At 46.6% G+C, this 26,483-nt stretch carries 27 protein-coding genes; 21 read left to right on the forward strand and 6 right to left on the reverse strand.

Annotated elements, in window-relative coordinates:
* The first annotated feature begins 131 nt into the window (after window positions 1–131).
* A complete protein-coding gene (locus NKT06_RS12210; protein ID WP_253434256.1) occupies window positions 132–1,043 on the forward strand; it encodes an NAD(P)/FAD-dependent oxidoreductase in 912 nt (303 codons plus the stop codon).
* Window positions 1,044–1,179: 136 nt separating this feature from the next.
* Here NKT06_RS12210 and NKT06_RS12215 read toward each other — a convergent pair whose 3' ends face one another.
* Window positions 1,180–1,389, reverse strand: a complete 210-nt coding sequence (locus NKT06_RS12215) for a hypothetical protein (RefSeq protein ID WP_253434259.1) — start codon at window positions 1,387–1,389, stop codon at window positions 1,180–1,182.
* Between the two features lie 268 nt (window positions 1,390–1,657).
* Here NKT06_RS12215 and NKT06_RS12220 point away from each other — a divergent pair, with 268 nt between their 5' ends.
* The 5 genes from NKT06_RS12220 to NKT06_RS12240 all read left to right on the forward strand — a co-directional run bounded on the left by NKT06_RS12220 (window position 1,658) and on the right by NKT06_RS12240 (window position 5,148).
* A complete protein-coding gene (locus tag NKT06_RS12220; protein WP_253434262.1) occupies window positions 1,658–2,011 on the forward strand; it encodes a DUF3243 domain-containing protein in 354 nt (117 codons plus the stop codon).
* Between the two features lie 647 nt (window positions 2,012–2,658).
* Window positions 2,659–3,225 carry a hypothetical protein gene (locus NKT06_RS12225; RefSeq protein ID WP_253434265.1) on the forward strand — a complete coding sequence of 189 codons (567 nt, stop codon included), beginning with the start codon at window positions 2,659–2,661 and terminating at the stop codon, window positions 3,223–3,225.
* Between the two features lie 157 nt (window positions 3,226–3,382).
* Window positions 3,383–4,240, forward strand: a complete 858-nt coding sequence (gene cyoE / locus NKT06_RS12230; RefSeq protein ID WP_253434267.1) for a heme o synthase — start codon at window positions 3,383–3,385, stop codon at window positions 4,238–4,240.
* Window positions 4,241–4,429: 189 nt separating this feature from the next.
* Window positions 4,430–4,912: a tetratricopeptide repeat protein gene (locus tag NKT06_RS12235; RefSeq protein ID WP_253434270.1), complete on the forward strand. Its 483-nt coding sequence runs from the start codon at window positions 4,430–4,432 to the stop codon at window positions 4,910–4,912.
* Window positions 4,913–4,941: 29 nt separating this feature from the next.
* Window positions 4,942–5,148, forward strand: coding sequence for a hypothetical protein (locus tag NKT06_RS12240; protein ID WP_253434273.1), 207 nt, complete (start codon window positions 4,942–4,944; stop codon window positions 5,146–5,148).
* Between the two features lie 40 nt (window positions 5,149–5,188).
* On the opposite strand, the gene NKT06_RS12245 is transcribed toward NKT06_RS12240, so the two are convergent.
* Window positions 5,189–6,064, reverse strand: coding sequence for a LysR family transcriptional regulator (locus NKT06_RS12245; protein WP_253434277.1), 876 nt, complete (start codon window positions 6,062–6,064; stop codon window positions 5,189–5,191).
* A 165-nt stretch (window positions 6,065–6,229) separates the two neighbouring features.
* Here NKT06_RS12245 and NKT06_RS12250 point away from each other — a divergent pair, with 165 nt between their 5' ends.
* The 6 genes from NKT06_RS12250 to NKT06_RS12275 all read left to right on the forward strand — a co-directional run bounded on the left by NKT06_RS12250 (window position 6,230) and on the right by NKT06_RS12275 (window position 13,673).
* A complete protein-coding gene (locus NKT06_RS12250; RefSeq protein ID WP_253434280.1) occupies window positions 6,230–7,177 on the forward strand; it encodes a DMT family transporter in 948 nt (315 codons plus the stop codon).
* Between the two features lie 189 nt (window positions 7,178–7,366).
* Window positions 7,367–8,398 carry a LacI family DNA-binding transcriptional regulator gene (locus NKT06_RS12255; RefSeq protein ID WP_253434283.1) on the forward strand — a complete coding sequence of 344 codons (1,032 nt, stop codon included), beginning with the start codon at window positions 7,367–7,369 and terminating at the stop codon, window positions 8,396–8,398.
* A 247-nt stretch (window positions 8,399–8,645) separates the two neighbouring features.
* Complete coding sequence (locus tag NKT06_RS12260; RefSeq protein WP_253434287.1) at window positions 8,646–11,189, forward strand: beta-mannosidase; 2,544 nt, start codon at window positions 8,646–8,648, stop codon at window positions 11,187–11,189.
* A gap of 170 nt (window positions 11,190–11,359) precedes the next feature.
* Window positions 11,360–11,854 carry a stalk domain-containing protein gene (locus tag NKT06_RS12265; RefSeq protein ID WP_253434290.1) on the forward strand — a complete coding sequence of 165 codons (495 nt, stop codon included), beginning with the start codon at window positions 11,360–11,362 and terminating at the stop codon, window positions 11,852–11,854.
* 77 nt (window positions 11,855–11,931) lie between these two features.
* On the forward strand, window positions 11,932–12,636 hold the full coding sequence (locus NKT06_RS12270; RefSeq protein WP_253434293.1) for a response regulator transcription factor: 705 nt from the start codon (window positions 11,932–11,934) through the stop codon (window positions 12,634–12,636).
* Entirely contained in the window at window positions 12,633–13,673 is a 1,041-nt protein-coding gene (locus NKT06_RS12275) for a HAMP domain-containing sensor histidine kinase (RefSeq protein ID WP_253434296.1), read from the forward strand. Before NKT06_RS12270 ends, NKT06_RS12275 begins: the two co-directional genes overlap by 4 nt.
* A gap of 271 nt (window positions 13,674–13,944) precedes the next feature.
* On the opposite strand, the gene NKT06_RS12280 is transcribed toward NKT06_RS12275, so the two are convergent.
* Window positions 13,945–15,939 carry a beta-galactosidase gene (locus NKT06_RS12280; protein WP_253434299.1) on the reverse strand — a complete coding sequence of 665 codons (1,995 nt, stop codon included), beginning with the start codon at window positions 15,937–15,939 and terminating at the stop codon, window positions 13,945–13,947.
* A 170-nt stretch (window positions 15,940–16,109) separates the two neighbouring features.
* Between NKT06_RS12280 and NKT06_RS12285 the strand changes: the two genes are divergently transcribed.
* The gene (locus NKT06_RS12285) at window positions 16,110–16,973 is read left to right on the forward strand and encodes a helix-turn-helix transcriptional regulator (RefSeq protein WP_253434302.1); all 864 of its coding nucleotides are present in this window, start codon (window positions 16,110–16,112) and stop codon (window positions 16,971–16,973) included.
* 139 nt (window positions 16,974–17,112) lie between these two features.
* Here NKT06_RS12285 and NKT06_RS12290 read toward each other — a convergent pair whose 3' ends face one another.
* Together NKT06_RS12290 and NKT06_RS12295 are read right to left on the reverse strand one after the other, a co-directional pair.
* A complete protein-coding gene (locus NKT06_RS12290; protein WP_253434305.1) occupies window positions 17,113–17,784 on the reverse strand; it encodes a hypothetical protein in 672 nt (223 codons plus the stop codon).
* 44 nt (window positions 17,785–17,828) lie between these two features.
* On the reverse strand, window positions 17,829–18,350 hold the full coding sequence (locus tag NKT06_RS12295; protein ID WP_253434308.1) for a zinc metalloprotease: 522 nt from the start codon (window positions 18,348–18,350) through the stop codon (window positions 17,829–17,831).
* A 228-nt stretch (window positions 18,351–18,578) separates the two neighbouring features.
* On the opposite strand from NKT06_RS12295, the gene NKT06_RS12300 reads away from it, so the two are divergent.
* The 5 genes from NKT06_RS12300 (at window position 18,579) to NKT06_RS12320 (ending at window position 22,626) form a co-directional block, all read left to right on the forward strand.
* Window positions 18,579–19,256: an SOS response-associated peptidase gene (locus tag NKT06_RS12300; protein WP_253434311.1), complete on the forward strand. Its 678-nt coding sequence runs from the start codon at window positions 18,579–18,581 to the stop codon at window positions 19,254–19,256.
* 205 nt (window positions 19,257–19,461) lie between these two features.
* Window positions 19,462–20,592 (forward strand): NADH-dependent flavin oxidoreductase, encoded by a 1,131-nt coding sequence (locus NKT06_RS12305; protein ID WP_253434314.1) that lies wholly within the window; start codon window positions 19,462–19,464, stop codon window positions 20,590–20,592.
* A 137-nt stretch (window positions 20,593–20,729) separates the two neighbouring features.
* On the forward strand, window positions 20,730–21,497 hold the full coding sequence (locus tag NKT06_RS12310; protein ID WP_253434318.1) for a DeoR/GlpR family DNA-binding transcription regulator: 768 nt from the start codon (window positions 20,730–20,732) through the stop codon (window positions 21,495–21,497).
* Window positions 21,498–21,518: 21 nt separating this feature from the next.
* Window positions 21,519–21,977 (forward strand): OsmC family protein, encoded by a 459-nt coding sequence (locus NKT06_RS12315; RefSeq protein ID WP_076216163.1) that lies wholly within the window; start codon window positions 21,519–21,521, stop codon window positions 21,975–21,977.
* 58 nt (window positions 21,978–22,035) lie between these two features.
* Complete coding sequence (locus NKT06_RS12320) at window positions 22,036–22,626, forward strand: DUF2062 domain-containing protein (protein ID WP_253434321.1); 591 nt, start codon at window positions 22,036–22,038, stop codon at window positions 22,624–22,626.
* On the opposite strand, the gene NKT06_RS12325 is transcribed toward NKT06_RS12320, so the two are convergent.
* The gene (locus tag NKT06_RS12325) at window positions 22,604–23,533 is read right to left on the reverse strand and encodes an AEC family transporter (RefSeq protein WP_253434323.1); all 930 of its coding nucleotides are present in this window, start codon (window positions 23,531–23,533) and stop codon (window positions 22,604–22,606) included. The two genes, NKT06_RS12320 and NKT06_RS12325, sit on opposite strands and share 23 nt — an antisense overlap.
* A 214-nt stretch (window positions 23,534–23,747) precedes the next feature.
* Here NKT06_RS12325 and NKT06_RS12330 point away from each other — a divergent pair, with 214 nt between their 5' ends.
* From NKT06_RS12330 to hxlB, 3 genes are all read left to right on the forward strand, one after another.
* Window positions 23,748–24,830, forward strand: a complete 1,083-nt coding sequence (locus tag NKT06_RS12330) for a lactonase family protein (RefSeq protein ID WP_253434327.1) — start codon at window positions 23,748–23,750, stop codon at window positions 24,828–24,830.
* Between the two features lie 366 nt (window positions 24,831–25,196).
* Complete coding sequence (gene hxlA, locus NKT06_RS12335; protein WP_036670570.1) at window positions 25,197–25,829, forward strand: 3-hexulose-6-phosphate synthase; 633 nt, start codon at window positions 25,197–25,199, stop codon at window positions 25,827–25,829.
* Between the two features lie 4 nt (window positions 25,830–25,833).
* Complete coding sequence (hxlB, locus tag NKT06_RS12340) at window positions 25,834–26,397, forward strand: 6-phospho-3-hexuloisomerase (RefSeq protein ID WP_253434331.1); 564 nt, start codon at window positions 25,834–25,836, stop codon at window positions 26,395–26,397.
* Window positions 26,398–26,483 lie beyond the last annotated feature (86 nt).

Below are 26,483 nucleotides of genomic sequence, written 5' to 3' on the forward strand. Positions count from 1 at the left end.
TCACCGGATTTAACCTTTGTAAAAGATAAAAAAAATCTGGGGATTACAGCGATCGGAAGGTTGTTCTGTCATCGGAGTGACCAGTGTAAATACTTGTTAGTTCGATATTATAGTTTAGGAGGAGAAGGAGCATGCGAGAGGTTGATTGCATAATTGTAGGTGGAGGGCTCGCAGGGCTTCAGGCAGCCATTCAGCTTGGGCGTTATTCAGCTCATCAGGTGTTGGTCATCGACGCGGGAGAAGGCAGATCAACCCTGTGCCGGACGTATCATAATATCCTCGGGTTCCCCGATGGGGTATCCGGTGAAGAGCTCCGAGCCCGAGGCAGGATGCAGGCAGAGCGGACGGGTGTATCTTTTGAGAAAGACCGTATTGTGCAAGCAGGCCGTCATGGAGAGAAGATTCAATTGTTCGGTACTTCCGGAGTTGAATATAGGAGCAAAACTGTGTTATTGGCAACGGGTTTAACGGATCGAGTTCCAGATATTCCGGGATTAACCCCGACGCTTGGCCGAACAGTCTATGTTTGCCCCGATTGTGATGGTTATGAGATTCAGGATCAACGTACGGTACTATTGGGATCTGGCGAAGCAGGTGCCAATATGGCGATGATTTTAATTCAGCGTACGAATGATCTGTTATATATCAATCATGAGCAGGCCCCCATCTCTGCAGAGCTTCACCGCAGCATGAAAGAGGCGGGCGTTCGTTATCTGGAAGCAGCTGTTCAGGAAGTGCAACAGATTGAGGATGGCCATATCACCGGTATTCTGACCGAAGATGGACAGATCTTTGAGTCTGAGCGAGGTTTTATCGCTTTTGGAGGCAATCGGGTACACTATGAACTGGCAGAGCAGCTTGGAGCTGTGATCGCAGATAATAAACATGTAGAGGCTGATTCGCGCAGCTTGCAGGCAGCGACGAATGTATGGATAGCCGGGGATCTGGGATTACACGCAGAACAAGCAACCGTTGCGATGGGTGAGGGTTCCATTGCTGCGATCTGGATTCATAAGGCGTTACAGCAGATGACAAAGGATTAAATGTGGAGTTCATCATCAAAATAAAATTTCAGTTTGAACAATTAGAATACTATTTTTCGTTGATCCAAAAAGACCTCCCAAGCCATGAATATGACGGGAGGTCTTTTTGGGCTAACTTCCTCTGGAAAAAGGACAATCATTTATCCGATGACTCGGACGAATGAGAAGAAGAATTTTTGTGCTTCGAGTCATGGGAGAAATCCTTCCGGATATTTTCCACGATATCGCCAACCACGCCTTCGATCATGTCGGTTGGTCCGGGATTATGTTTGTCTGGATGGATCACGGTATTCACGCCTGGTTCAAGTTCATCCTTTGTCTTCTCAGGTTTGGTTTTATCACGCATGGGAAATCCCTCCTGGTTCGTATTGTATAAGGTGTAAGGTGTAAGGTGTAAGGTGTTCATTAACATATCCAAACACCGTTACACATATGTAAACGATTAACCGCTGTAGTTCTTTTGAAACGCGTACTTGCTCATACCATAGAAGATATATACAGAATTGAACGTGCTGATTAAACTTCTGCAATACGTTTATATTATAGATAACCAATTGATTATTAAGTCTAAAGGTTAAAACCAATAAACAACTAATATACAGGAGGTTATTCAGATGAATGAACAAAATCATGTAATCCATAAAGATGGTCAGGTTTCAACGGACAAGGTGGACAATGCAATCGAGAAAATTGCACCGGAAGAGAGAGAACAGATTTTACAGAACTTTGATGCATTCAAAGAATACCTGGGTAAACGAATTGCGATGGGTGAGTCAATCGGATTAAGCGAAGAGCAGATGGCTAAAATTGCCCAGAAAGTAGCTGACCATCTGGCTGCGAACGAAGAGCCTCGTAACCGTGAAGAAAAGTTGCTTCAGGAACTGTGGAATGTCGGCAAGGAAGATGAACGTCACATGCTGGCTCATATGCTCGTTCGTTTGGCACAGAGCTCCACAACCAATCATTAATTAACTCTATGCGTAAGCATAAAGAATACTATCGTTTTTCTTCAAATCTGCCAAAAACCGTAGCGTAACTGTGAACGTGTCTGGAGCAGGGCAGAGAGAAGCGGGGAGCGGGAGCCTAACGAACCTGTGACGCCTTATTCAGGGATTTGAGAGTCTCGCAGCAATCTAAGGAATCTGACACACGCTATATGGCTAGAAACAGCCGTTGACAGCGTATTTTCAGGAAATTTCGGATAATAAAGTGTCTCATGTTCCTTACAAAATAAAAGAAGCGCCAGAAGGCCGAATAAGACGTCCTCGGTTCCTTAGTCATCAGGACCATTTGTCAGGAATAGGCAGCTTACCCTTCACGATTGTTGGAGACGGCCATATTTCAACCCATCACTTGCCTGAGTTTAAAAGACACATCCTAGTCAAGAACCCCTGAATGAGAGATTTTCAGGGGTTCTTGTCATTTACGGAAACGACAGACAGGAGTAATGACGTTCATTGTAACTATTTTTAATCTGGCTGATACTTTTATATTCGCTGTTCCAAGTATGATAGGAAAAGAGAGAACGTTGAAATTAATAGTTCACCTGAGCGTTTGATAAGGAAGACTTCCGGTTAAGGAATAGTAACGTTCATATTAAGGAGAGATGTTACCTATGAAGAACGCGGCAAAACAATGGAAACTACGAATGATCGGTGCAGTTGTTGCTTTACTTGGCATGATTGTGCTGACTACATATTTGCTTACCCCTGCGAATGCTCAAGAAAGTGCGGATGCCCAACAGCCTTCTGCCAAAGAAGCACAGGTTGCAAATTCCGAGATGTTTACAGCCTATGTTGAAGGTATGCACAAGGAAGACGGCAAATTGTTTATGACAGTGGACAAGATTGGTTGGTATCAGGGTGAAGAAGCCGATGCGATTTTTGCACAGCGCAATCCAGAAGCCGGTATAGACGGTGCTCCAGATGGTTACTATATTGTTAATGACAGCAAAGAGCAGGAACAGGTTGAGGTTAGTGCCAATGCTGAAGTGTTGATGCAGTTGTATGATCGAGATGGTACGATGCAGGGTGCAGACATTCAGTGGAATGAACCTGTGACATTATCCAAGTTCGAATCGTTGTATGAGAATACCCGTATTCTTGACCTGTCCGTATTCCCATATCATCTGACGGTACAGGACGGAAAAGTGACCAAAATTGTGCAGCAGTACATCCCATAAAATAAGAAGAAATTCATCATTCAAGCATTCCTCCGGTTCATTGGAACGGTGAGGGATGCTTTTTGGTTATGACAAATTCATGAAAGCGATTGTAATTAATGGTAGGTACATGTATCATTATTGGAATGGCGTTTTTACATAGTTCAGGAGGAGCCTCATGCTTAAAGACATGATTGCATTAACTAAACCCGGACTTCTACGGCTAAATGTGTTTGCGGTGGCGGTAGGGTTCTGGGTAGCTTCAAAATGGGATATCGCATGGTTAACTCTGCTCTTGGTCGTGATTGGATCAACCTTAATTATTGCTTCAGCTTGTGTAATCAACAATTATTGGGACCGTGAATTGGACCAAAAGATGGAGCGCACCAAAAAAAGGATGGATTACATTAACCATCTGAAGCCAGGGTTTGTACTTGGCTATGGCATTATCCTTGGTGTTGTGGGACTAGCAGTACTGTATCTCCTGGTGAATCCGTTATCAGGATGGATGGCATTGCTTGGATGGTTCGCTTACATCGTGATTTACACGATGTGGTTGAAACGCAGTTCAACGTGGAGCACGTCGCTCGGTGGAATTGCGGGAGCGATGCCGCCTGTCATTGGTTATACATCTGTAACCAATGAAATTGATGCGGGAGCCTGGTTGCTGTTCGCGCTATTGTTCCTCTGGCAACCACCACATTTCTGGTCATTGGGTATTCGCCGGGTAGAGGAATATCGTGCTGCCGGGTTCCCCTTGTTGCCTGTGGTTAAAGGGGTAAAACGCACCAAGTTTCAGATGATTCCTTATGTTTTTCTGCTGCTTCCTGCTGTATTCCTGTTGTATTACTACGACTACGTGGGTCTGGTATTTCTGATTGTATCTCTGCTCGGTGGACTGATCTGGTTCGTGCATACACTTAGCGGACTGAAGACACAGGATGATGAGAAGTGGGCAAAAGTGAACTTTCTAATCTCGGTGAACTATCTCATGCTTGTATTTATTGTGATGGTTGCTAATACGACATGGTCATAATCAGGTGCTGAACAGAATATTTTGGGAGAGGCTGCTTTAACAGCCTGCACCGGATGAAAAAGCACACGATGGAATAGGGTTTGGACAACCTTCAGTTGTTGAAACATATTCTTCAGTGTGCTTTTTTGGTATAATAAAACAATTGAATCATATATGTGGAAATTATAATGCAAGTTGGGAAGTGACAGCATGAGTGATTTGGAACAGGCCGTACGATGGAGACAAGAAGGCAAGGTGCAGGAAGCGATTGAGCTTCTGCAAGAGATTACAGTCCAGGAACCCGAGAATGCAAATGTCTGGTATCAGTTAGCGTGGGCACATGATTCGCTTGGATTGGAGCGGGAGGCTGTTCCTCATTATGAGAAGGCACTGAGTCTTGGGCTTTCTGGTGAGGATAGAGCGGGTGCAATACTCGGACTAGGCAGTACATATCGAACGCTTGGAGAGTATGGGCAGGCTAAAGTTTGGTTTGAAAAAGGGCTGCAAGAATTCCCATTGTACCGGGAATTTGAGGTGTTCTATGCGATGGTGCTCTACAATCTGGGGGAACATGCAGAAGCGATGCAACGATTGCTGACGCAACTTGCGGATACATCCAGTGATAAGAGAATCAATGACTATAACCGAGCAATCCGTTACTATGCAGATCAACTGGATCGGATGTGGGAATAGATCGAATACACAGAAAAGGAGATGGATGAATGAACTCCAATCAAGATCTGAAACAGGTAAATGAAAGATTGGATCAAATTGAGCGGAAATTGGATAACCTGGGAGGCAGCCAGCAGAACAAACGCTCACCTGGCGTGCGCTTCCTGATTGGTTTTGGCATCACGATTGCGGTTATATTTGTACTGATGCTGACTCTTGGTGTTATACAATTTGTGAGTAACGTGAGTAACGGATAGAAAAAGTCGATCATGACGACAGGTAGTGAGTTCTCCAAAGTTACATAGCCGGGCCGAGCCATTGTTGCACCTCTTCAATGAAACGCCGCGTAGCTGGCGATAGATTAACCAAAGACGGGCAGGCCATGCCAATCGTACGATAAGGATCTCCAGTTAGTGGCACGAGCGCGAGTGCATCAGCATGATTTTGAAGTACCATTTCCGGCAGCAAACTGATTCCGAGACCATTCCGGACCATCGCCATGATAGCTTGATCTTCGGCGACTTCATAGACGACATTGAGTTTGGCTGCATGCTGCCGGATCAGTCGTTCAATCTCATTGTCTCCGCCCCATTTGGGCAATATAAAGGGCTGATTCAGTAGAATATCAAACGAAACAGACTCCTCTGAGGCGAGAGGATGATCCAGGGGCAGGATGCACATCATCCTGTCTTTTTGTAATGGAATGGTCTCAAAAGGCGATGAATCACCGAGAGACAGGAATCCAAGGTCGATGGCACCTCCAGCCAGCCAACCCTCAATCTCAGCATAATCGCCCTCCCACAGCTTGATCTCTATTCCTGGATGACGCAGGCGAAATTGTTTCAGGATGCCTGGCAACCATTGCGTGGAGACACTTGCGAAGGTGCCGATCCGCACAGTACCAATCTCGGCGCCGCGAATGAGGGATATCTCCTGGTTCATCAGTTCCGTCCAGCGCAGAATCTCACGTGTATATCCCAGAATGCGTTCACCTTCAGCGGTAACCCGTACGCCGGAGCGGCTGCGATGGAGGAGTGAAAAACCACATTCAGTCTCGAGACTTGCGATGGCATGGCTGACTGCGGATTGGGTGACATTCAGCGCTTCTGCCGCTTTGGTGAGACTGCCATATTCCACGACCGTATTCAATATTTCATATTTGATGAGTGACATGAATAGTTCCGTTCCTTCCCATTTTGGATACATGAGTTTATTTCATATAATCTATTATAAATATTCATTTTTATAATGCAAAGAGATCGTATATACTTGCCAAGGCGAGTTAGTTTGACGCACGATCACACAGCTCAGAATACATAGAATGAAGGTTGAAGCAAGATGAATGGTGTACAGGTTAATCAAGGTCAGGCAACGAGAAGAGCGGACATCCAGATGCTGCTCGCAACGGTCATTTGGGGATCATCCTATCTGTTTATGAAATCGGGCCTGGAGTCCATGCAAGAACTGAATCTGGTCGCATTCCGTTTTGGAATTGCCTTTATTGCGGCAGGGCTTCTGTTTCATCGGCGGTTGTATAATATGAATCGTGGCACACTTGTGGCAGGGGCCGTTATGGGGACAGCGTTATTCGCTGCATTTGTATTTATCACCTATGGTGTACAACGTACAACGACATCCCAAGCGGGATTCCTCATTAGTTTGGCGGTTATTTTTGTGCCTATTCTGACAACGATCCAGCATCGCCGTATGCCGGACAAACGATTGACGCTCAGCATCCTCGTGGCAGTTACCGGGCTTGGCTTGCTGACGCTTCAACATGAGCTGAGTCTGCACACGGGAGATATTCTGTGTATACTTGCAGCACTGGTGTATGCCATCTATATTATGATTGCTGGCAAGTACACACCGAAGCATGATCCGTTAACGTTGGGAACCGTCCAATTGGGCGTTGCAGCGATGTGGGGAATTGCAGCTGCATTCATGCTGGAGACGCCACGTATGCCCGATACGGCTGAATCCTGGGCGGCGATTCTTGGCTTAGGTGTATTATGTAGTGGCTTGGGGTACATTTTGCAGACGCTCGCACAGCGGCATGCTTCTCCCACAAGAACAAGTCTGATTTTTTCACTCGAACCACTGTTTGCAGCGGCCTTTGCATTTACCTTTCAAGGGGAATCGCTAACGGTGCAAGGATATGCAGGAGCAGCGCTGATGTTGGTCGGTGTTCTGATCACAGAGATCAAACTTCCACAGCCTATTTTCTGGCGCAGAAAACGCCCTGTTTTACAGTCGGAACTCGGCGATCAGGGAGCACCAGGCGTATAATCAGGGGACAAGGCCCTTTCGTCATCTTCTATGGAAGGTGGGGAAAGGGCCTTTTTTGGTTATGTCGTACAGCTAGTGTAACAGAGATAATCGACTACCTAACAAAATCAGAATAACATAACCTTGTTTTGTTGATTTTTGTTTTTTATGCTACACTGAATGGAAAATCAGGGAAAACGGGTGAGTAGGATGGCCAAAAGAGTTACCATGCAGCAAATTGCGGATGCTGCGGGGGTGTCCAAATTCGCAGTTTCCCGTGCACTGACGGGCAAGCCTGGTGTGAGTGAGCATACACGCGAGATGATTGTCAGAACGGCGGGACAGCTTGGATATTTTAGAACCGAACCGAAGCGTTATGCGCTGGAGACACAGATGTCATTGGAGATGAAGCCAGAAGCGAAGCGGCAAGGCACCATATTGATTTTGTTTCCCAACATTCGTTCTCAGAATCGATCCTCCTTGTACTGGGGGCCTGTGTTTGACGGGATTTCTGAGAGGTTGAATGAGAAGGGAATGGATATTTTAACGCTGACGGAACCCTCTTCAGATCGAATGTTCTCGGTTCTTAATCCCGAAGCAATCAGTGGAGTCATTACCGTGGGCACCATCTCGACATCGGTATTGCTGGAAATTTACAGACTACGTATTTCACTGGTCATGGTAGATCATGAAGACGCCGCCGTATACGCAGACTCGGTTTTTACGGATAATATGAAATGCATGAAAGAACTCGTTCTCATGCTTGTTGGAAAAGGCTACAGAAGGTTCCAGTTTGCTGGGCAACTGCCTGACGCGGCAAGTTTTCGAGAACGCTGGCTTGGATATCGTACGGTGCTGGAAGAGAAGCAGCTGGCAGGGGAACAGCAAGAAGGTTTGCTGGGAGCGGAGTACGAACAGATTCGGAGATCCATTGCCGAAATGAAGCTGGAGGACATCCCTGAAGTCATTGTGTGTGCGAATGATCATACGGCTGTTATCGTGCTTGAAGCACTTCGAAACCGAGGCATTCAGGTACCTGAACGCTGTGCCGTAACCGGGTTTGACAATACGCAGACGGATGAGCCCATTCTTGCTTCGGTGCACATTAACAAAGATAATCTGGGTACGAGAGCGGTAGATCAATTGTTGTGGCGGATTCAGCATCCGGATGAACCTTATGAACGCAAGTTGATCTATTCGGAATTAATTATTCGAGATGAATATAACGCCAGTTTAGAGTGATATGGTAGGAACGTATTGGATCATGGTGACGACAAGTATCCTGGTAAATAAGTTAAGTTAAAAGACATGGAGCAATTAGAGCTTCATGTCTTTTTGATATGCAGCAATTGTTTAACAAATTAAATTACAAAACAGATTGACTATAAGAAGCATATCGTGTTAATTTTGTTTTGTAAGTTATTTGTTTTTATAATAACAAAACCTAACAAAATATTAATTACCAACTCTAACAACAATGGAGGCTGTCATGAGCACAAAACAATCACAGGTTTTTCAGAATTGGACGTTCAAGGCTTGCGAAGATCAAGAGTGGATGCCGGCTCAGGTACCCGGCTGTGTGCATACAGATTTGCTGAAACTGGGCAAGATTCCAGATCCTTTTTATGGAACAAACGAGAAGGAAGTCCAATGGATTGATAAGATAGATTGGGAATATCAGACGGAATTTGACGTGGCCGATGCGTTGTTCTCCCAGGAACATCTGGAACTGGTGTTTGATGGACTGGATACATATGCGGATGTGTACGTGAATGAGGTGCATGTATTATCCGCAGATAATATGTTCCGGGTATGGAAGGCAGATGTAAAGGCTGTATTAAAGGAGAACGGCAATATTCTTCGAATACGTTTTCGGTCTCCGATTCAGGAAGACCTGCCGAAGCTGGAGAAGCTCGGATATGCGTTGCCTGCATCCAATGATCAGTCCGATGTTGGCGGACTTGGCGATAAAAGAGTAAGTATTTTTGCCCGTAAAGCGCCGTATCACTATGGTTGGGATTGGGGTCCGCGTTTTGTAACGAGTGGAATCTGGCGTGAAGCACGTCTTGAAGGTTGGACACAAGTACGAATCAATGATGTGTACGTCCAGCAAAATGAAGTAAGCGCTACCTCAGCTTCATTAACAGCTGTTGTGGAAGTCGAGACATCACAAGCGGTAGATACAGTCATTCGTATCGGTGCAGACGGTCAGAGATGGGAACGATCAGTATCGCTGCAACCCGGAACTCAAACTGTGGAGATTCCAATCTCCATTAATGAACCAAAATTGTGGTGGAGCCGTGGGCTTGGTGATCCGCATCTGTATACTTTCCTTACCGAAGTGCTTCAAGGTGAACGGGCTGTTGCTGAATCTACAGTGAAGACAGGGCTTCGTTCCATTCGTTTGGTACGTGACAAAGATGAAGCGGGAGCATCCTTTTATTTTGAATTAAACGGCGTTGCGGTCTTTGCCAAAGGGGCAAACCATATTCCGAATGATAGTTTCATCACCGAAATTACCCGTGAACGTTATCGACATGAGATTATCTCAGCTGCCGAGTCCAATATGAATATGCTTCGTGTGTGGGGTGGCGGGATCTATGAGCAAGATGAATTCTATGAACTGTGTGATGAATACGGCATTCTGGTATGGCAAGACTTCATGTTTGCATGCAGCATGTACCCGGGAGACGAAGCGTTCCTGAACAGTGTGAGACATGAAGCCATTGATAATGTGAAACGTCTGCGCAACCATCCAAGTATTGCGCTCTGGTGCGGGAACAACGAGATTGATTCGGCTTGGGCTCACTATGTTGAGAATGGTGGCTGGGGTTGGAAGAAGGATTTCACTCCTGAGCAGCGTGAACGCATCTGGGCCGATTACGAAGCCATCTTCCATGATCTGCTGCCAGAAGTCGTTGAAGCGTATGCTCCAGGTGTGGATTACTGGCCTTCTTCACCACTTGTATCCCTGTCAGGGGATGAGAAGCAGCATGCTCACCCGTCCACAGCCGAAGGTGATATTCACTATTGGGGCGTATGGCACAATGTAGAACCTTTCGAAAACTACAATGTGCATGTGGGTCGGTTCATGAGCGAATACGGATTCCAGTCTTTCCCGGAGTACAAATCAGTCCGTACGTACGCGGAAGAAGAGGATCTGGCACTGGAATCGGAAGTCATGCTCGCCCATCAGAAGAATGGGGCAGGCAATCGTCTGATCAAACAATACATGGATATGTACATGCATGAATCGAAGGATTTCCCATCGTTCCTGTATATGAGCCAGGTACTTCAAGCGGAAGCGATGAAGACAGCGATTGAAGCGCACCGTCGCCGCAAACCATTCTGTATGGGCACACTTTACTGGCAAATGAATGACTGTTGGCCGGTGGCTTCATGGGCAGGAATGGACTACCTTGGTCGTTGGAAAGCATTGCAATATTATGCAAAGCGCAGCTTCAGCGATGTGTTGGTATCCGTAGACGGAACCAAGGAAGATACGACAGATATATATGTAATCTCGGATCAATTACAACCTGTAAAAGGTCAGTTACAGATTCGTTTGATCGGGTTCGACGGTACGGTATACCGTGATGAAATGCATGACGTGACCTTGGCACCAAATGCAGGAGAACGCGTGCTGTCATTACGTAACGCGGAGTGGCTTGAAGGCCGTGATTCAGCCAACATGCTCCTGCGACTGGACCTGAGACAGGAAGGTGCGGCGAATATCGTACAGGAACACTATTTTGTACCTTCCAAAGATCTTACCCTACAGCATGCAAACATCAGTATAAGCGGGGGAACGGATGAGAACGGCGTTCATCTGATACTGGAAAGTGACGTGCTTGCTAAACAGGTATGGCTATCTTCGGATGTGGAGGGTATATTCTCGGATAACTTCTTTGACCTGATTCCCGGCCTGCCGGTAAAGGTACACTTTACGTCCAGAGAAGGATTGCAGTCTAATGATGTGATATCGAATCCGGGACCAATCAAGGTGCAGTCCATGATTAATTTTATTCGTTAACCTAGAAGAAACGGTTGGATTCTCTCGTAAGAGAGATTCAACCGTTTTTTTATTGAAACCTGACTCCATTTATATATCGTAATGGTTTCGTAATACTTCGCTTAGAGAATCGTAAGCTGTCTTGCTTATTGTAATCCATGTAAGTAATAAACGAATGGAGAGTGATCAGAATGAAGAAAACGAATAAGAGCAAAAAAGTGTTGGTAGCAGCGGTTTTGATGATGTCTATGGCCTTTTCTGGATTGGCAAGTGCTGCAGATATGAAAACGATTAAAAAGGATGGCATGGAACTTGTTCAATTGAGACAGGCGGCGAAAATGTATGATTACAGCATTATGTGGGACGGCAAGGATAGATCTGTGACTTTGATGTATATGGGCAAAATGGACGGCATGATGAAAGACGATAAGATGATGGAAGATGACATGAAGATGAAAGATGACAAAATGATGGAAGACGACAAAATGATGAATGATGACATGATGATGGAAGACACGATGATGCCTGCGGGAAAAACGATTAAATTGTGGATTGGATCGAAGAAAATCATGGTAGATGGTATGCAAGTTAATTTGAAATCGATGCCTGTCATCCATGATGGGAATACGTATGCGGCTGAGTCAGTAATTCAACAATACATGATGCCAGCCATGGGAATGAAGTAATTTAAGGGCTAAGCATCGCCATCACCATATGATATGATTGGCTCAAATGTATTTTCTGGAATATGGGGTGGGTTTGTTTGAATGAATGTGTACTTGTTGCTGATGATGATACAAATATTACGGACGTTTGCCGCAGGTATCTTGAACGGGAAGGTTATCTTGTCGTGACGGCTAAGGATGGCTTGGAGGCTATTCAGCTGTGGCACAGCCAAACGCCAAGCTTGATTGTGCTCGACCTGATGATGCCACATAAGAATGGATGGGAAGTCTGCAACGAGATTCGGCAAACTGAGGATGTGCCCATTGTAATGCTGACGGCCCGAGGTGAGGAACAGGACCGTCTGATGGGACTGACGATGGGGGCGGATGATTATCTGACCAAACCTTTTAGTCCGAGAGAACTCGTCTTACGTGTGAAGGCAATTCTGCGGAGAATGCGAATTGCGCAGGCATCACCTGTTACAACATCTGAATATACGATCAATTATGAAGGGCTTACCATAGATACCACCAAGCGTGAAGTGCACATCAGCGGGCAGGCCATTGAATTGACCGTTACAGAGTTTGAGATGTTGTATTTGCTGGCAAGTCACCCGGGTCAGGTGTTCTCCCGTAACCAGATGTTAAGCAAGATTTGGGATTTTAGTTATGAGGGAGATACAACAACGGTGACTGTACATGTTCGGAGACTACGAGAGAAGATCGAACAGAATCCTTCTGATCCAAAATATATTAAAACAGTTTGGGGTATAGGGTATAAGTTTGCGGGTGGCAGTTCATGAAACTTCGCACATACTTGGTGTTGTCCAGTCTCACAGGCATTGGCGTATTATTAATTTGTTTGTTTATCAGTTATTCCAAAATGCTGCTTACGATTGAACAACTGTACTGGTTATCGGCTATAACGGCAGGGGTAGGCTTGCTTTCGTTTATTCTTCAATATTTGCTGACCAAGCCATTAGAGAAATCGATTGCGAGAATTACAGAGAAGACGATGAGAATTGCTGAAGGGGATTTCCATACGGAAGTCCCTCTCATCGGTCCACAGGAATTTAAGCTTCTGGCACAGCAATTTAATGAGATGAGTTCCAAGTTGCAGGAAAGCTTTGACCATCTGCATCTTTCAGAAAACGCCAGACGAGAGTTGGTCGCCAATGTTTCCCATGATTTGCGGACTCCTTTGGCATCCATTCAGTCATTCGTCGAAGCGTTGGAAGATGATGTTATTAAGGATAAAGAAACCTTTCAACGTTACCTGAACACGATACGACTTGAAACGAAGCGTTTGGGAGGACTTATTCAAGACTTGTTTGAATTATCCAGCCTGGAAGCGCAAGGAGAGGTGTTTGACCCTCAGCCTTGTCACGTCGATGAGTTGTTGCTCAGTACGTTAGAGAGCTTCTCGTTTCATCTCGCGGAGAAAACACTTCACGTCGAAATTGATGTGCCTGATAAATTACCAGCCGTACTCATGATGCCTGCACAAATGAAACGGGTCCTTTCCAATTTGCTGCAAAATGCCATTCAATACTCTCCTATAGAAGGAAAAATCATTCTGGCTGCTGAAGAGAAGGGGCCGTTTGTACGAATTTCAGTTACGGATGAAGGAGAAGGAATCGAAGCGGAGGAAACTTCGCGTATATTTGAACGCTTTTATCGAATTGACAAATCACGCAGCAAAAGCAATGGAGGTGCCGGGCTCGGCCTGGCCATCGCTCAATCGATTGTGGAACTCCATGGAGGCGAGATCGGGGTTCAGAGTACGAAAGGTGAAGGAAGCTGTTTCTGGTTCACGCTTCCGATCTATGTCAATCGCTAACCTTGGTTTATCCTGCGTAGTATTTCTTCAGGTGGTGAATGACCTGACCAGTGATGTGGTATTCCTTTTCGGTGTTTTTGGTGCAGGTTTGTTATCGTTTATGCACCATGTACTCTGCCGCTAATCCCGATGGGTGCCTGTCACGAACTCTCCATAGCATTGATTCCCGTCCATAGTCAAAGGCCCGAGTGCATCGCAAATGCCAGCGGGCCTTTCTTTTTTAATACTATTTAGCGGGATTGTGATGCTTATCCTTAGCTTATCGTTATCGTTATTGAATTTCCAAGATCTCGAGTGCATAACCATCCAGTTCCAGATGAGGACCTTTCGGTTTCCCGTCCAATGCACTGGTATATGAAGCATGGAGTTCAATGGGGGCAGGTTCCGGGCTCAGATTGAGAATAAAACGGAACGTTCCATTCGGACCAGAGCGGGTGGTCACCTGTACACCATGTGGCAAAGTCTGAATTCCGGAAAGGTTACAGCGTTTTGCGATGCTTCGCAATAACTGGCTCAAGTACGCTTCTTCCGGCTGGGTTGCCACATAATAGACCTCACCTTTACCCCAGTGATTCCGGGTGACAGCGACACTTTCGGCATAAAATTGATCGGCATACACAGCGACCGGCTGTGCCGTGTCCAGTTCCAGTACATCCACCCATTGGGAAGCGTTATATAGACGGCCTTGTTCGTCACGAATCTGAACGGTATCCCCGCCGACGGGATCATACTCGGTAACCCGCACACCACTACAGGCAGATAACAGACCTGGGAGCGGTGCCATGACACAGACATTATTGTCATTCTTGACACCCGTGCGATGGGTTAAGACCAAGATGCCCCCAGCTGCTGCAAAAGCTTGCAAACGTTCTGCTGTGGTCTCATCCAGCAGGTACAGGTGCGGAGCAATGATGATTTTATAGCCATCCAGTGGCTCCAAAGTGTGTATAACATCCGTACTGATGCCCAATTTGGTCAACGCGCGATGCCAGACCTTTATATTTTCGTAATATTCCAGTCCTTCGGCTTGCGGCTGAATCCGAAGGGCGTTCAATTGATCATGCGAATGCAGAATGGCGACTTCATTATGCAATGTTGAACCGTGCAGTCGCTCACTGAGTCTGTTCACTTCGTTACATAGCTGTTGAAACTCCTTGAAACGTCTCCCTGGAACGTTGCTGTGATCAATCAGCCCATGCCAGAACTGTTCTGCTCCCACAGTTGCACTCCGCCAGCGGAAATGCACAACCGCATCTGCTCCACGAGCAATCGTCTGCCAAGCGTAAGCACGCAGGAAGCCGGGCTGCGGTGTACGCCACATCGGGAACCAGCATCCCGGAGGGCCGCTCAGCTGCTCCATGATCCAGAAGTTGCGGCGTTTAATGCCGCGTGTCAGATCCAAAGAGAGTGCGCCGCTGTAAGGCGCGGTATCTGTTTTGTTCGGTGAAGGGTTCGGATAATAATCAAAAGAAGCGAAGTCCAGCTCCTGACCGATTTTATACTGATCCGCTTTTTGCGGATAACTGTGAAAATTATGGGTGACAAAATGCGTAGGACAATTGCGGCGAATAATCTCAACCTGAATATGTTGAAAATCTACAATGGAATCCGATTGAAAACGGGAGTAGTCCAGCAGGAATGAAGGGTTCTGGAACGAGGAGCCTCCATACGGCGGCGTAACCTGTTCCCAATCGCTATATTCACCACTCCAGACCACAGTCCCCCAGGCTTTGTTGATCTGATCCAGGGTGTGGTAACGAGCACGAACCCAGTCGAGAAAAGCATCCGCACAAGCGGCGCACTGACAATCCGTGAAGCTGAATTCGTTGTCGGTCTGCCAGCCGATGATTGCCGCATGTTCGGCATAGCGCTCAGTCAGTTTATGCACAATTCTTGCACTGTACGTTCGCATACTGGGACTGTTATAACAGCGATGACCCCGAATGCCTTCGTGATACGGTTGACCATTTGGAAGCACAGGCAGGACATCAGGACATTTTTCCGTAAGCCAGCGTGGCGGTGTCATGGTGGGTGTACCGATTACAATTTGCAGTCCATGACGATGTAAGGTATCGATCGCTTGATCAAGCCATGCCCATTCAAATTGTCCATCTGTGGGCTCCATTCGGCTCCAGGCGAACTCACCTACACGCACAATGCGCACTCCGCTGTCAGCCATTAAACGGGCATCCTGTTCCCACAGGGAAGGGTCCCAATGTTCTGGATAATAATCGACGCCCATTTGCACGGGACGGTATGTATTCATGTCGGTTGTTCTCCTTTAGTATAGGCATCATGATCTTGTGAATTTTGCACGAATCTATTTCATTGTATACTGGATAATAACAAGGGAATATAACAACATGTTGCGACAGGATATCATGATCTTGCTATTCAGCATCTCCATATCCTATACGTAAACAGGAGGTTGGACATATGCGAACACATTGGTTTATGCCTGAGCCGGGATTCGCCGGGTACACCTGTTATCCGCTGGCCTATGGAAGATATATTGATCCAGAGCATGGGGAGCATCGTCCAGACGGGATACGGGAATACAATTTACATCTGATTTTCAGTGGACAGGGATATGTCAGAACAGAACAAGGAAACGTGCGGTTGGTGGCTGGGCAAGGTTTTCTATATGCACCAGGACAGGCTCAACATTACTATGCTGATCCCTCCAACCCTTGGGATGTCAGATGGATTCATTTACAAGCCTATGACCTGGAGCGGTTGCTGGACCTCCGCAGTCCCGATAAGGTTTGGCTGTTTACATATTCGGGATTCGAACGCTTCGAGGCGCTGCATGAACAATTATGCCAGCTTGGTAGACATTATGAGAGTGTACATGAACCCAGATTGTCTGCCGTGCTATATGAGTTACTGGCGGAACTTACGAGGAACTCCGAGTCGCTGGCGGGCACGTCTTTACTTAGTCATCAGGATACGATTCGTTCAACCGCCGATTACATCCGTCGTCATTGTACGCAACCGCTGAGTCTTGCCGACATGGCAAATACAGCGGGATACAGCATGTATTATTTTAATCGCATGTTCAAAAGCATCATGGGGGTTCCCCCAGGCCGTTATCTGCTGGATTGCCGTGTGCTGGCGGCGAAGAAAAGTCTGGCAGATTCAGATCTGACTGTGAAGCAGATTGCTTCCCAATGCGGTTTTACGCACAGCAGTTATTTTATTCGCATGTTTCGGACTTACATCGGAATGACGCCGCAGCAATTCAGGCTGCTCTATAGCTCAAGTAGTGGAGAGGCAGACTCCATATCAACAGAGGATTGAATCCACATTAAACTCAAAAACCGTGCTGCCCAGTATGCTGAGCAGCACGGTTCTCATATGCTTATGTATGACTGAACAGTAGAGGGGATTAGCTGCCTATACGCAGATGAAATAGCGGTGTGTTTGCCGTATAAGGGAGTTATTGGTTCTTTTGTTCATTCTGAATTTCTTGCAGATCCGTAAGTTGTAGTGAAAGGTCATTCTCGGGGTTGGCACTCACAATGACTTCTGACTGAGATTGTTGCTGGCCGGGTTGATTCGACTTGCCGGCAGGTTTGATCACGTAGAGACTCTGAACGGAGTTAAGCAGGCTGGCAGGAGTGTCTTCATACGTTTCCAGGAAGAGTACATAGTCTTTGGCAGGGATCAGCTTGAGGTTGTCATCATTAATAATCTCGGTGTTGCCCAATTGTCCGCCAAGTTGCTTCACTTCAATTTTTTCCCCGGCAGTGTAACCGCCTTTATAGGATTCAGCGACCTGAATCGTGTGGATCGTATAGATTTTCTCAAAAGAAGACGGCTCTCCGCCCGGATCGGACGCGGGGTTTAACTCGTTTTCATTTGCAGCATCAGTAACTTGTACAATATCGTTTAAAGCTTCCACACGAGTCTCAACAACACTACCTTTCACAATTGTATTTGCTCTCTCGGACAGGTCGCCAATGCTTGCATAACTCGGGTAATCTTCAGAAGCAATAATGGTCATGGGTGCATCGGATGGGGACGCGGTAGGTGTGACAGAAGAACATCCAACAGCAGATAAAATGAAAATGGAAGAGAGAAGCAGCGTTAATACTCGATTTTTGTTCATGGATAGGAATCCTCCTTGGATTTTTGGGATAAGTTCGTAGCGGATTAGTACTTGGATCTTACGTTATTGATATCAAAAGTTTGGGGTTGGGTCATGGAATTGCGGTTGCGGGAGTAAGACATAATGGAAGGACTGCTTGTAGTCGGGTTGTCACCGAGCCAGATGGAGTGACCGAGTTCGTGGACAAATACGCTTTGAATGAAGTTGGATAAGTTGGTTGCGTCAGGGGTGATTGTGGATGCATTGAGTTCGATGCGGAAGCTTACGACTTGACTGCCGGATACGGAGGCGTAGTTGACACCATATGCTGTATTATTGAAGTTTCCTACGGTGATGGTGTTAGGTGAATTGCTTGTTTTGGTGAATTGAACTTTGGCACCGGCATTGTTCCAGTTAGCGAGGGAAGCATCCATAGGGGTCTGCCATGCAGAGGTGTAATTATACGTGCGAATGGGGATGGTCGTGCTGGGATAACCGTAGGTCAGAAAGGTCGCTGCATAGATGGTACTGCCGAACATCGCAATTGCCGAGAACAACATGATGCTCATCAAAAACTTCCTTTTCATACTTAAAACCTCCAATAAATGTATTTTAATCTCTATTATAGTAACAAGGAATAGTTGAGTTGAAATGAGTCCGAGGTCATTGTTTTTGTCGTGAAAAACATGAAATATATCTAGATCAGACCCTAATGGTGTCAAAATAAGTCATTTTCTGTTCGATAAGCATGCATAATTTCCCTGAAATAACAAACAATACGTTCAACTTCTCACAGGGAAAGGTAGTGCTTGAATATGTGCAACCGTTTTTCATTGGCAGCCGATTTGGACGAAGTCAGAGATCATTTCAAGATTCAGCGAGTGATGTATTATTACAAAAACCGATACAATATCAGCCCAACCCAGCATACGCCGATTATTTTGCATCAGGATGGTGAGCGTGTATTAGATGAGTTCCGGTGGGGGTTCATTCCATTCTGGGGTCGTGATGCCGTTAACGCAAATCTCATGACGGTGCATGAGAATCCTTCCTATTACAAACTGGTAGAGACCAAGCGCTGCGTTATTCCGTGCAACGGATTGTATTACTGGCGGCAAGAGGGCAAAAAAAGTTATGCGGTTCGTGTTGTTATGCCAGATCGTGGCTTGTTTGGCATTGCTGGTTTATATGAAGTATGGAAAGACACACGGAAAGAGCCGCTTCGGACCTGCACGATGCTTATGACAGGCGCGAACATGGTTACACGCGAATTTGGCAGCAAAATGCCAGCCATTCTCTCCGAAGAAGAGATCAACACTTGGCTTGACCCGGCCAATACACGGGTGACTCAATTGTTACCGCTATTGAAATCGTATAATAGTACAGAGATGAATCTGTATCCAGTCACCCCAATGGTCGCCAACGATGAACACGACTGTTACGAGTGCGTAGAAGAGATGGATCAGAAGCTGGCCTACGTTCGGAGTTTCTGAACATCCATTGGATAGAATGAAGGACTTGGGATAGAATGAAGAAGATGAAGGGGCTGAGAGTCTGGAGACACTCTGCTCTTTTTTTCCTTTCTGAAAATGAAGAGTTGCAATTGCAAAGAAACGTAACTATAATCATTACAGTAAGTGAACGCATATATTCATATATCTATTAAAAGAGATATTTATAATCAGGAGGGAACCACGAATGAATCCAAAGTTTAACCAGATGTTTGAACAAGTTTCACTGCCGACTGGTATTACACTCAAAAACCGTATCGTGCTCGCTCCCATGACTCATATGTCCTCGAATGCGGATGGTACCATATCCGACGCTGAACTCGCTTATTATGCACGACGCACCGGTGGGGCTGGCATGTCGATTACGGCTGTAGGGCATGTAACCGAGTATGGCATTGGTTTCCCCGCTCAATTTGGTGTCTATGATGATCGCTTCATTCCTGGTCTGAAAAAATTGGCTGAGACCATGAAACAACAGGGCTCCGTTGCCATATTGCAAATTTTCCATGCGGGCCGTCTGACGCCTGAACAAGCTGTACCTGCGGGTCAAGTGGTTGCTCCTAGTGCGGTTGCGAGTGAGCGTCCAGGATCGCCTGAACCAAGAGAATTGACGGATGCCGAGATTACTTCCATTATCAAAGACTTTGGTGAAGCGACACGTCGTGCAATCGAAGCCGGATTTGATGGTGTTGAGATTCACGGTGCTAATGGTTATCTGATCCAGCAATTCTTCTCCCCGCATTCCAACCGACGTGAAGACCGTTGGGGTGGAAGTACACAGAAACGTCTGACATTCCCGCTTGCTGTCGTGGATGAGATTCAGAAAGTGGTTGCTGAACATACCAAACTGCCGTTTATCATTGGTTACCGTTTCTCTCCGGAAGAACCGGAAACACCGGGACTCACAATGGAAGATACGTATGCACTGGTGGATGCCTTAAAAGATAAAAACCTGGATTACCTGCACGTTTCCCTGAACGAATTCTGGTCCAAGCCAAGACGTGGCGAAGCAGACACACGTTCAAGAATGGAGTTCATCTTGGATCGTGTGAACGGCAAAATGCCTGTGATCGGTGTAGGTTCGATTCATACCGCTGATCAGGCCGCTGAGGCGCTCCAAACGGGAGTACCTCTGCTAGCCATTGGACGTGAATTGATTATCGAGCCGGATTGGGTCGAGAAGATCGAGAGCGGACGTGAAGAAGACATTGAAACGATTCTGACCAAATCCGATCAGGAACGTTTGGTTATCCCTGACGGGTTGTGGAATGCAATCATCCACACACCGGGTTGGTTCCCTATGGCAGAAGATAAATAATATACACTTCAGAACTGGAATGGAGGGGGCGAAAGCTCCCTCTTTTTGCACATGGTCCAAATTCTCCTTGTCATCGCTCTGTGGTATGATGGATGAACAGGATCAACTGGATAATCAACGGTTTGGAGTGAAGGAATATGCTCGTAGCTGAACGGTATGAGAAAATAGTGGAATGGGTGGATACGCAAGGCAGTATGCGTGTGACCGAACTTAGTGAGCGCTGCGGAGTGACGGAAGAGACGATTCGTCGTGATCTGGACAAGCTCGAACAGGCGGGCAGGCTCAGAAGGTCCCATGGCGGGGCGGTCAGCGTAAAATACAAGGAAGAGTTACAGTCGGAGATTCCGTACCCGGAACGGGCTGTAGCCCATGCAGAAGAGAAGCGCAGAATTGCAAGCGAAGCGGTGAAAATGGTGGAATCCGGCGACCGGATCGCCCTGGATGCAAGTACAACGGCTTGGTATATGGCGGCAGGATTGCCGAATATTCCACTGACGGTATTAACTAATTCGATTAAAGTGGCCGCAGAGCTGAGTAACAAGGAGCAGATTCGTGTGATTGCCACAGGTGGGCAGTTGGCTTCGAAGTCACTGTCTTTTGTAGGACCGCTGGCGGAACGTTCGCTGGATGCGTATCATGTCGATAAAGTGTTTCTGTCTTGCAAAGGGGTGCATCTGACTAAAGGCATCAGTGAATCCAATGAATTACAGGCCTTGGTGAAGCAGAAAATGATCCAGATTGCGGATGAAGTCATATTACTTGCCGATTCCAGCAAATTTAATATACAGGCATTTACCAGAGTCGCTGAGATGAGCAGTGTGGCGAAAGTAATTACTGATCAGGGTGTAGATGAAGAGCAAGTTAGCGCATTGATCGAGCAGAATATTACGTGTATACGTGTGTAAATTAGAAAGGAATGAAGTGTAATGAAACATCCTTTTCATCTGAAAGCGGTCTGGAATGGCGGACGTAACAGTGAGGGAACAATCGATGCCGGTGGATTAAAAACAGTCATTTCGATTCCTCAGGAGATGGGCGGACCCGGTACGGGGACCAATCCGGACGAAATGCTGCTGGGTGCTGCCTCCACCTGTTACCTGATCACACTGGCAGCAATGCTGGAGCGTTCGGATATTACGCCGGATGAATTGACGCTTGAATCGGAAGCAACGGTAGATGTTACGAATAACGTATTTACGTACGAACGGATCGTTCATAGACCCCGGATTGTACTCAGCCAGGATGCTTCAGAGGCGGATCTGACCAAGGCTGAGCGCTTGGCTCATAAGGCTGAATCATCCTGTATGATCTCCCGAGCGGTGGCAGGTAATGTCCAGATGGAGACACAACCGGTCATTGTTACTACAGGAGCTAACGCGGTGTGATATACTGAAGAATAGACAATTCTAGTTGTCATTTGTGTAAAATAAGGAGTAATTCGGTATGAACACACAGAAGCGCAAAACTAACCGCTGGGTACGTTTAACACGTGCTATGAAGCTGAATTTTCTCAAATTGTTACGTGCTCCCGGAGGTGCCCATAAAGTATCTACCGGATTTGCCATAGGGTTCGGGCTCGAGTTGATCGTCATCTCAACTGCTTCCCTGATCTATCTTGTATTCTATCCCATTGTGCGACTGTCTGGCGGTTCGATGCCCGCAGCGATTGTTGGTAATGTGATTGGTAAACTTACGTTCTTACCTATTATTCTGATGCCGCTCGCCAAACAAATTGGTTCATGGATTTTGCCGGCTCACAGCATGGGACAGGGACTGGTACATGAGAGTGCATTCATGGAGCTGTTTCGTGGAAACTGGTCGGCCGTGAGTGAACTGTTGCTTGGCGGATTGGATATTCTGGCAGGTATGTCTGTGTTCGGTGTCATTCTGGGTGTGATTTCGTACTTTGTTGTGAAATTCTTCTACGTCAGAGCGCTCAACCGGCGTTATGAACGCCGGCTGGAGAAACGCCGACAAGCGGATATCGCTTCGGTACCACCTCCGGTATTAATCAGGAAGCCATCACAATCATAATGGGCAGCATGAACATGGATGCAGCAGTTGTCCACAGAATACAGCGAGATACAAACTGCGGGGAAGCATTGAACTGTTCAGCCAAAATAACGGCGTTCACTGCGGTGGGCATGGATGCGAGGATCAGCAGCACACTGAACAACGTACCTTCGACCTGAAGAGCGGTCAGAATCAGCCAGGAGAGGATTGGCGCAGCTGCGAGACGCACCACAAGTCCGGTCCAGAAGGCTCGGCGTACATTGGGCAACCAAGGAACCGTTGCCCCTTTTGGTCTGAGCATCTGTGCTCCCAGAATGGCGAGAACGACAGGCGAGTAGCCCGCGGCCAGCATGGAGATGCCTCCATCGAGTGCGTCAGGCAGGCTCAGATTGGACGCACGCAGCGCAATGGCGATGCCAGCAGCATAGATGGATGGCATGCGGAAAACGGACAGGATCGCATCTTTCACGGTGAATTCGGATCTCGCGGCAAAAAAGATACCTACCGTGTTAACAATGATCATCTGTCCAATAACGTAGACGGAAGCCTTGTCCAGTCCAAGCTGACCAAAGGCAAGCAGTACAAGCGGGAGCCCGTAATTCACGCAGTTCGTAAACGTGGAGACAAGGGTGAGACCTGCTTTTTCGCTTGCACCCAGACGGAAAATCCGGCTTAACAGCTCGGCGAGTGCCCACAGGGCAATCAGATTGATGATGGAGAACCAGAACGTGCTGGTTACGTCCGTCCAGGTAATCTCTGCATGCAGCAATGTATTGAAGATGAGCGCAGGGCTCAAAATATAAAGGGATAAGGTCGAGAGCGACCGGGTATCCCAATTCTTGAAGCGTTTTAACAGAATACCACCGATCACGGGAAGTGATATCGGCAAAAATACATGGTATAACGTGAGTAAAAATGAGTGAAGCAATACAGTTCAGTCCTTTCTGGATGAAAAACCTATCTTATCATAGCAGAAGATGCATCTCATATGAATGGATTTCAGTATGATGATGTGTAGTAATCGCCTTGCTTAACTAAGGATTTCCCTGATGGGCAGCGACAGCGGATTGCTATTTTGATATGGCAGATTTATTATAGAAGAGGTGCAACAAGATTACATACACATAGAGGAGGAAACTTTAATGAGTGAATCAAAACGCTTGCTCGTACTTGCTGGCTCTTACGCCGAAGCGGAAAATGAGGGCATTTATGCATATGAATTGAATGAGGATACAGGCAGCTTGTCCAAGCTTGACGGCATCGCGGGTGTGAAAAACCCAACGTTTGTCAACGTGGATGCTGAAGGAAACAAACTGTATGCGATTGGTGAAACAGCGTCAGCTGAAGGCAACAAAATGTCTGAAGCTGTAGCTCTGAGCATTGATCCTTCTACAGGGAAATTAACGTTGCTGAACCGGAATGACTCCATTTCAGCTCCACCATGTCATATCCAGCGTGATCCTTCCGGCAAATACTTGATCCTGTCCAGCTACCACGGTGGCCTGGTAGGTCTGCAAGCCTTGACGGATAACGGTGAAGTTGGAGCGCTTCTGGACGAGAAGAAACATGAAGGACAAGGTGCGCATCCTGAACGTCAGGACAAGCCACATGTGCACTCCGCATTCTTCAGCCCGGATGGTAAATACATGATGGTACAGGATCTGGGCGCAGATAACATCGCGATCTATTCCATTGATGCAGACAAAAATGAACTTGTGCTGCACAGTGAAACCAAAACACATCCGGGAGCAGGCCCACGTCACTTGGCGTTCCACCCGAATGGTCAATTCGCTTATGTGATCAACGAAGTGGATTCTTCGATTACTTCGTTCCAATATGATGCAGCAGCAGGTACGTTGACTGAATTGTCTACCGTATCCACATTGCCTGATGGATATGATGGCAAAGAGAATACAACAGCAGAAATCACCGTTTCCAATGATGGACGTTATGTATATGGTTCTAACCGTGGACATGACAGCATCGTTGTATTTGCAGTAGATGCAGACAAAGGTCACCTCACACTGGTTGAGCATGTCTCTGCTGAAGGTGAGCACCCGCGTCATTTTGCTCTGACACCTAACGGCAAATTGCTAATCGCTGCTAACCGCGACACCAACAACCTTGTGACATTCACAGTGGATCAGGAGAGCGGACGTCTGAAATACACAGGTCACAGCACAGGTGTATCCAAGCCGGTATGCGTGAAACCTGTATATCTGTAAAATGATAAATTTCTAATACCGGCCTTGGCCGGATTGAAATGATAAGGACCCTGCCATTGGCGGGGTCTTTTGTATTGAACATCCAACGTGATAATTAGGTTGCTGTTCTGCTGTAAACAAATCTGAATAGAGGATTAATTATGTTTTATAATTCATTTAACAACGAATATTTATCAATAGTATCGCCCAAGTAACTACCCCACTTCAAAGTGCGTACTTCCTGAATGGATAGTCAGGGTCTACAATGAGTGAGTAGCCAAAACAAACACTGCATGCATCTCTACAGACCAATTGGTGCAGGCTAAATATCTAATTATTATTTTTACAGGAACGGCCCATATTTGAACAACAAAGGAGAAATAAATGATGAAATTGCAATTGGCACTCGACTTGGTAAACATCCCTGAAGGTATCGCACTGGTTAAAGAGGTTGAACAATATATTGATATCGTTGAGATTGGTACACCAATCGTTATTAATGAAGGTTTGCACGCGGTAAAAGCGATGAAAGAAGCATTCCCTAATCTGCAAGTTCTTGCAGACCTTAAAATCATGGACGCAGGCGGTTATGAAATCATGAAAGCTGCTGAGGCTGGTGCGGATCTAATCACTGTGCTTGGGGCAACCAATGACAGTACGATTAAAGGTGCAGTAGCAGAAGCGAAGAAACAAAACAAACAAGTTCTTGTAGACATGATCAACGTGCCTAACCTTGAACAACGTGCTCGTGAAATTGATGCGCTTGGCGTAGATTACATCTGTGTACACACAGGTTATGACCTGCAAGCGGAAGGACAAAGCCCGTTCGAAGATCTGCAAACGATCAAAGCTGCTGTGAAAAACGCTAAAACGGCTGTCGCTGGTGGAATCAAGCTGGAAACATTGCCAGAAGTAATCAAAGCACAACCGGATCTGGTTATTGTAGGTGGCGGTATCACAGGACAAGCTGACAAAGCCGCAGTTGCAGCTGAAATGCAACGTCTTGTTAAACAAGGGTAAGCAGATGAGCAAAACACAGTACGCAGCTGACATCTTGAAGGAGCTGGAACGTACCCTGAGTCAGATCGATGATGCAGAGATGCAAGCAATGGCTAAACACATTCTGGCTGCAGAACAGATTTTTGTGGCTGGGGCAGGTCGGTCAGGTCTGATGGGAAAGGCTTTTGCCATGAGATTGATGCAGATGGGGCTTCGTGTATATGTGGTGGGCGAGACCGTTACACCCGGAATCAGCTCGAGAGACTTCCTCTTGTTATGCTCTGGCTCAGGAGAGACAGGCAGTCTCGTAGCTATGGCTAAGAAGGCTAGTCAAGCAGGAGCACCTGTAGGCCTGATTACGATCAAGCCAGAGTCCGCGATTGGTCAATTGGCAACTACGGTAGTGCGCCTTCCGGCTTCAGCCAAAGAGGACACAGCGACTTCCGGAGCGGAAGTAACCATCCAGCCAATGGGCTCGCTGTTTGAACAGGGACTGTTAATTGGCATGGATGCTCTCATCCTTACGATGATGGAAATGAAGGGCATGACCGGAGCGGATATGTTTGGCCGCCACGCAAACCTGGAATAGTGAATAGATGAAAGACCGGAATCCTTTGATTATGAAGGGTTCTGGTCTTTTCTGCGATGCATAGGCATTCATGTTTATAGTTTTTA

Origin of the sequence: Paenibacillus sp. 1781tsa1, from assembly GCF_024159265.1 — a bacterium.
GTDB lineage: Bacteria > Bacillota > Bacilli > Paenibacillales > Paenibacillaceae > Paenibacillus.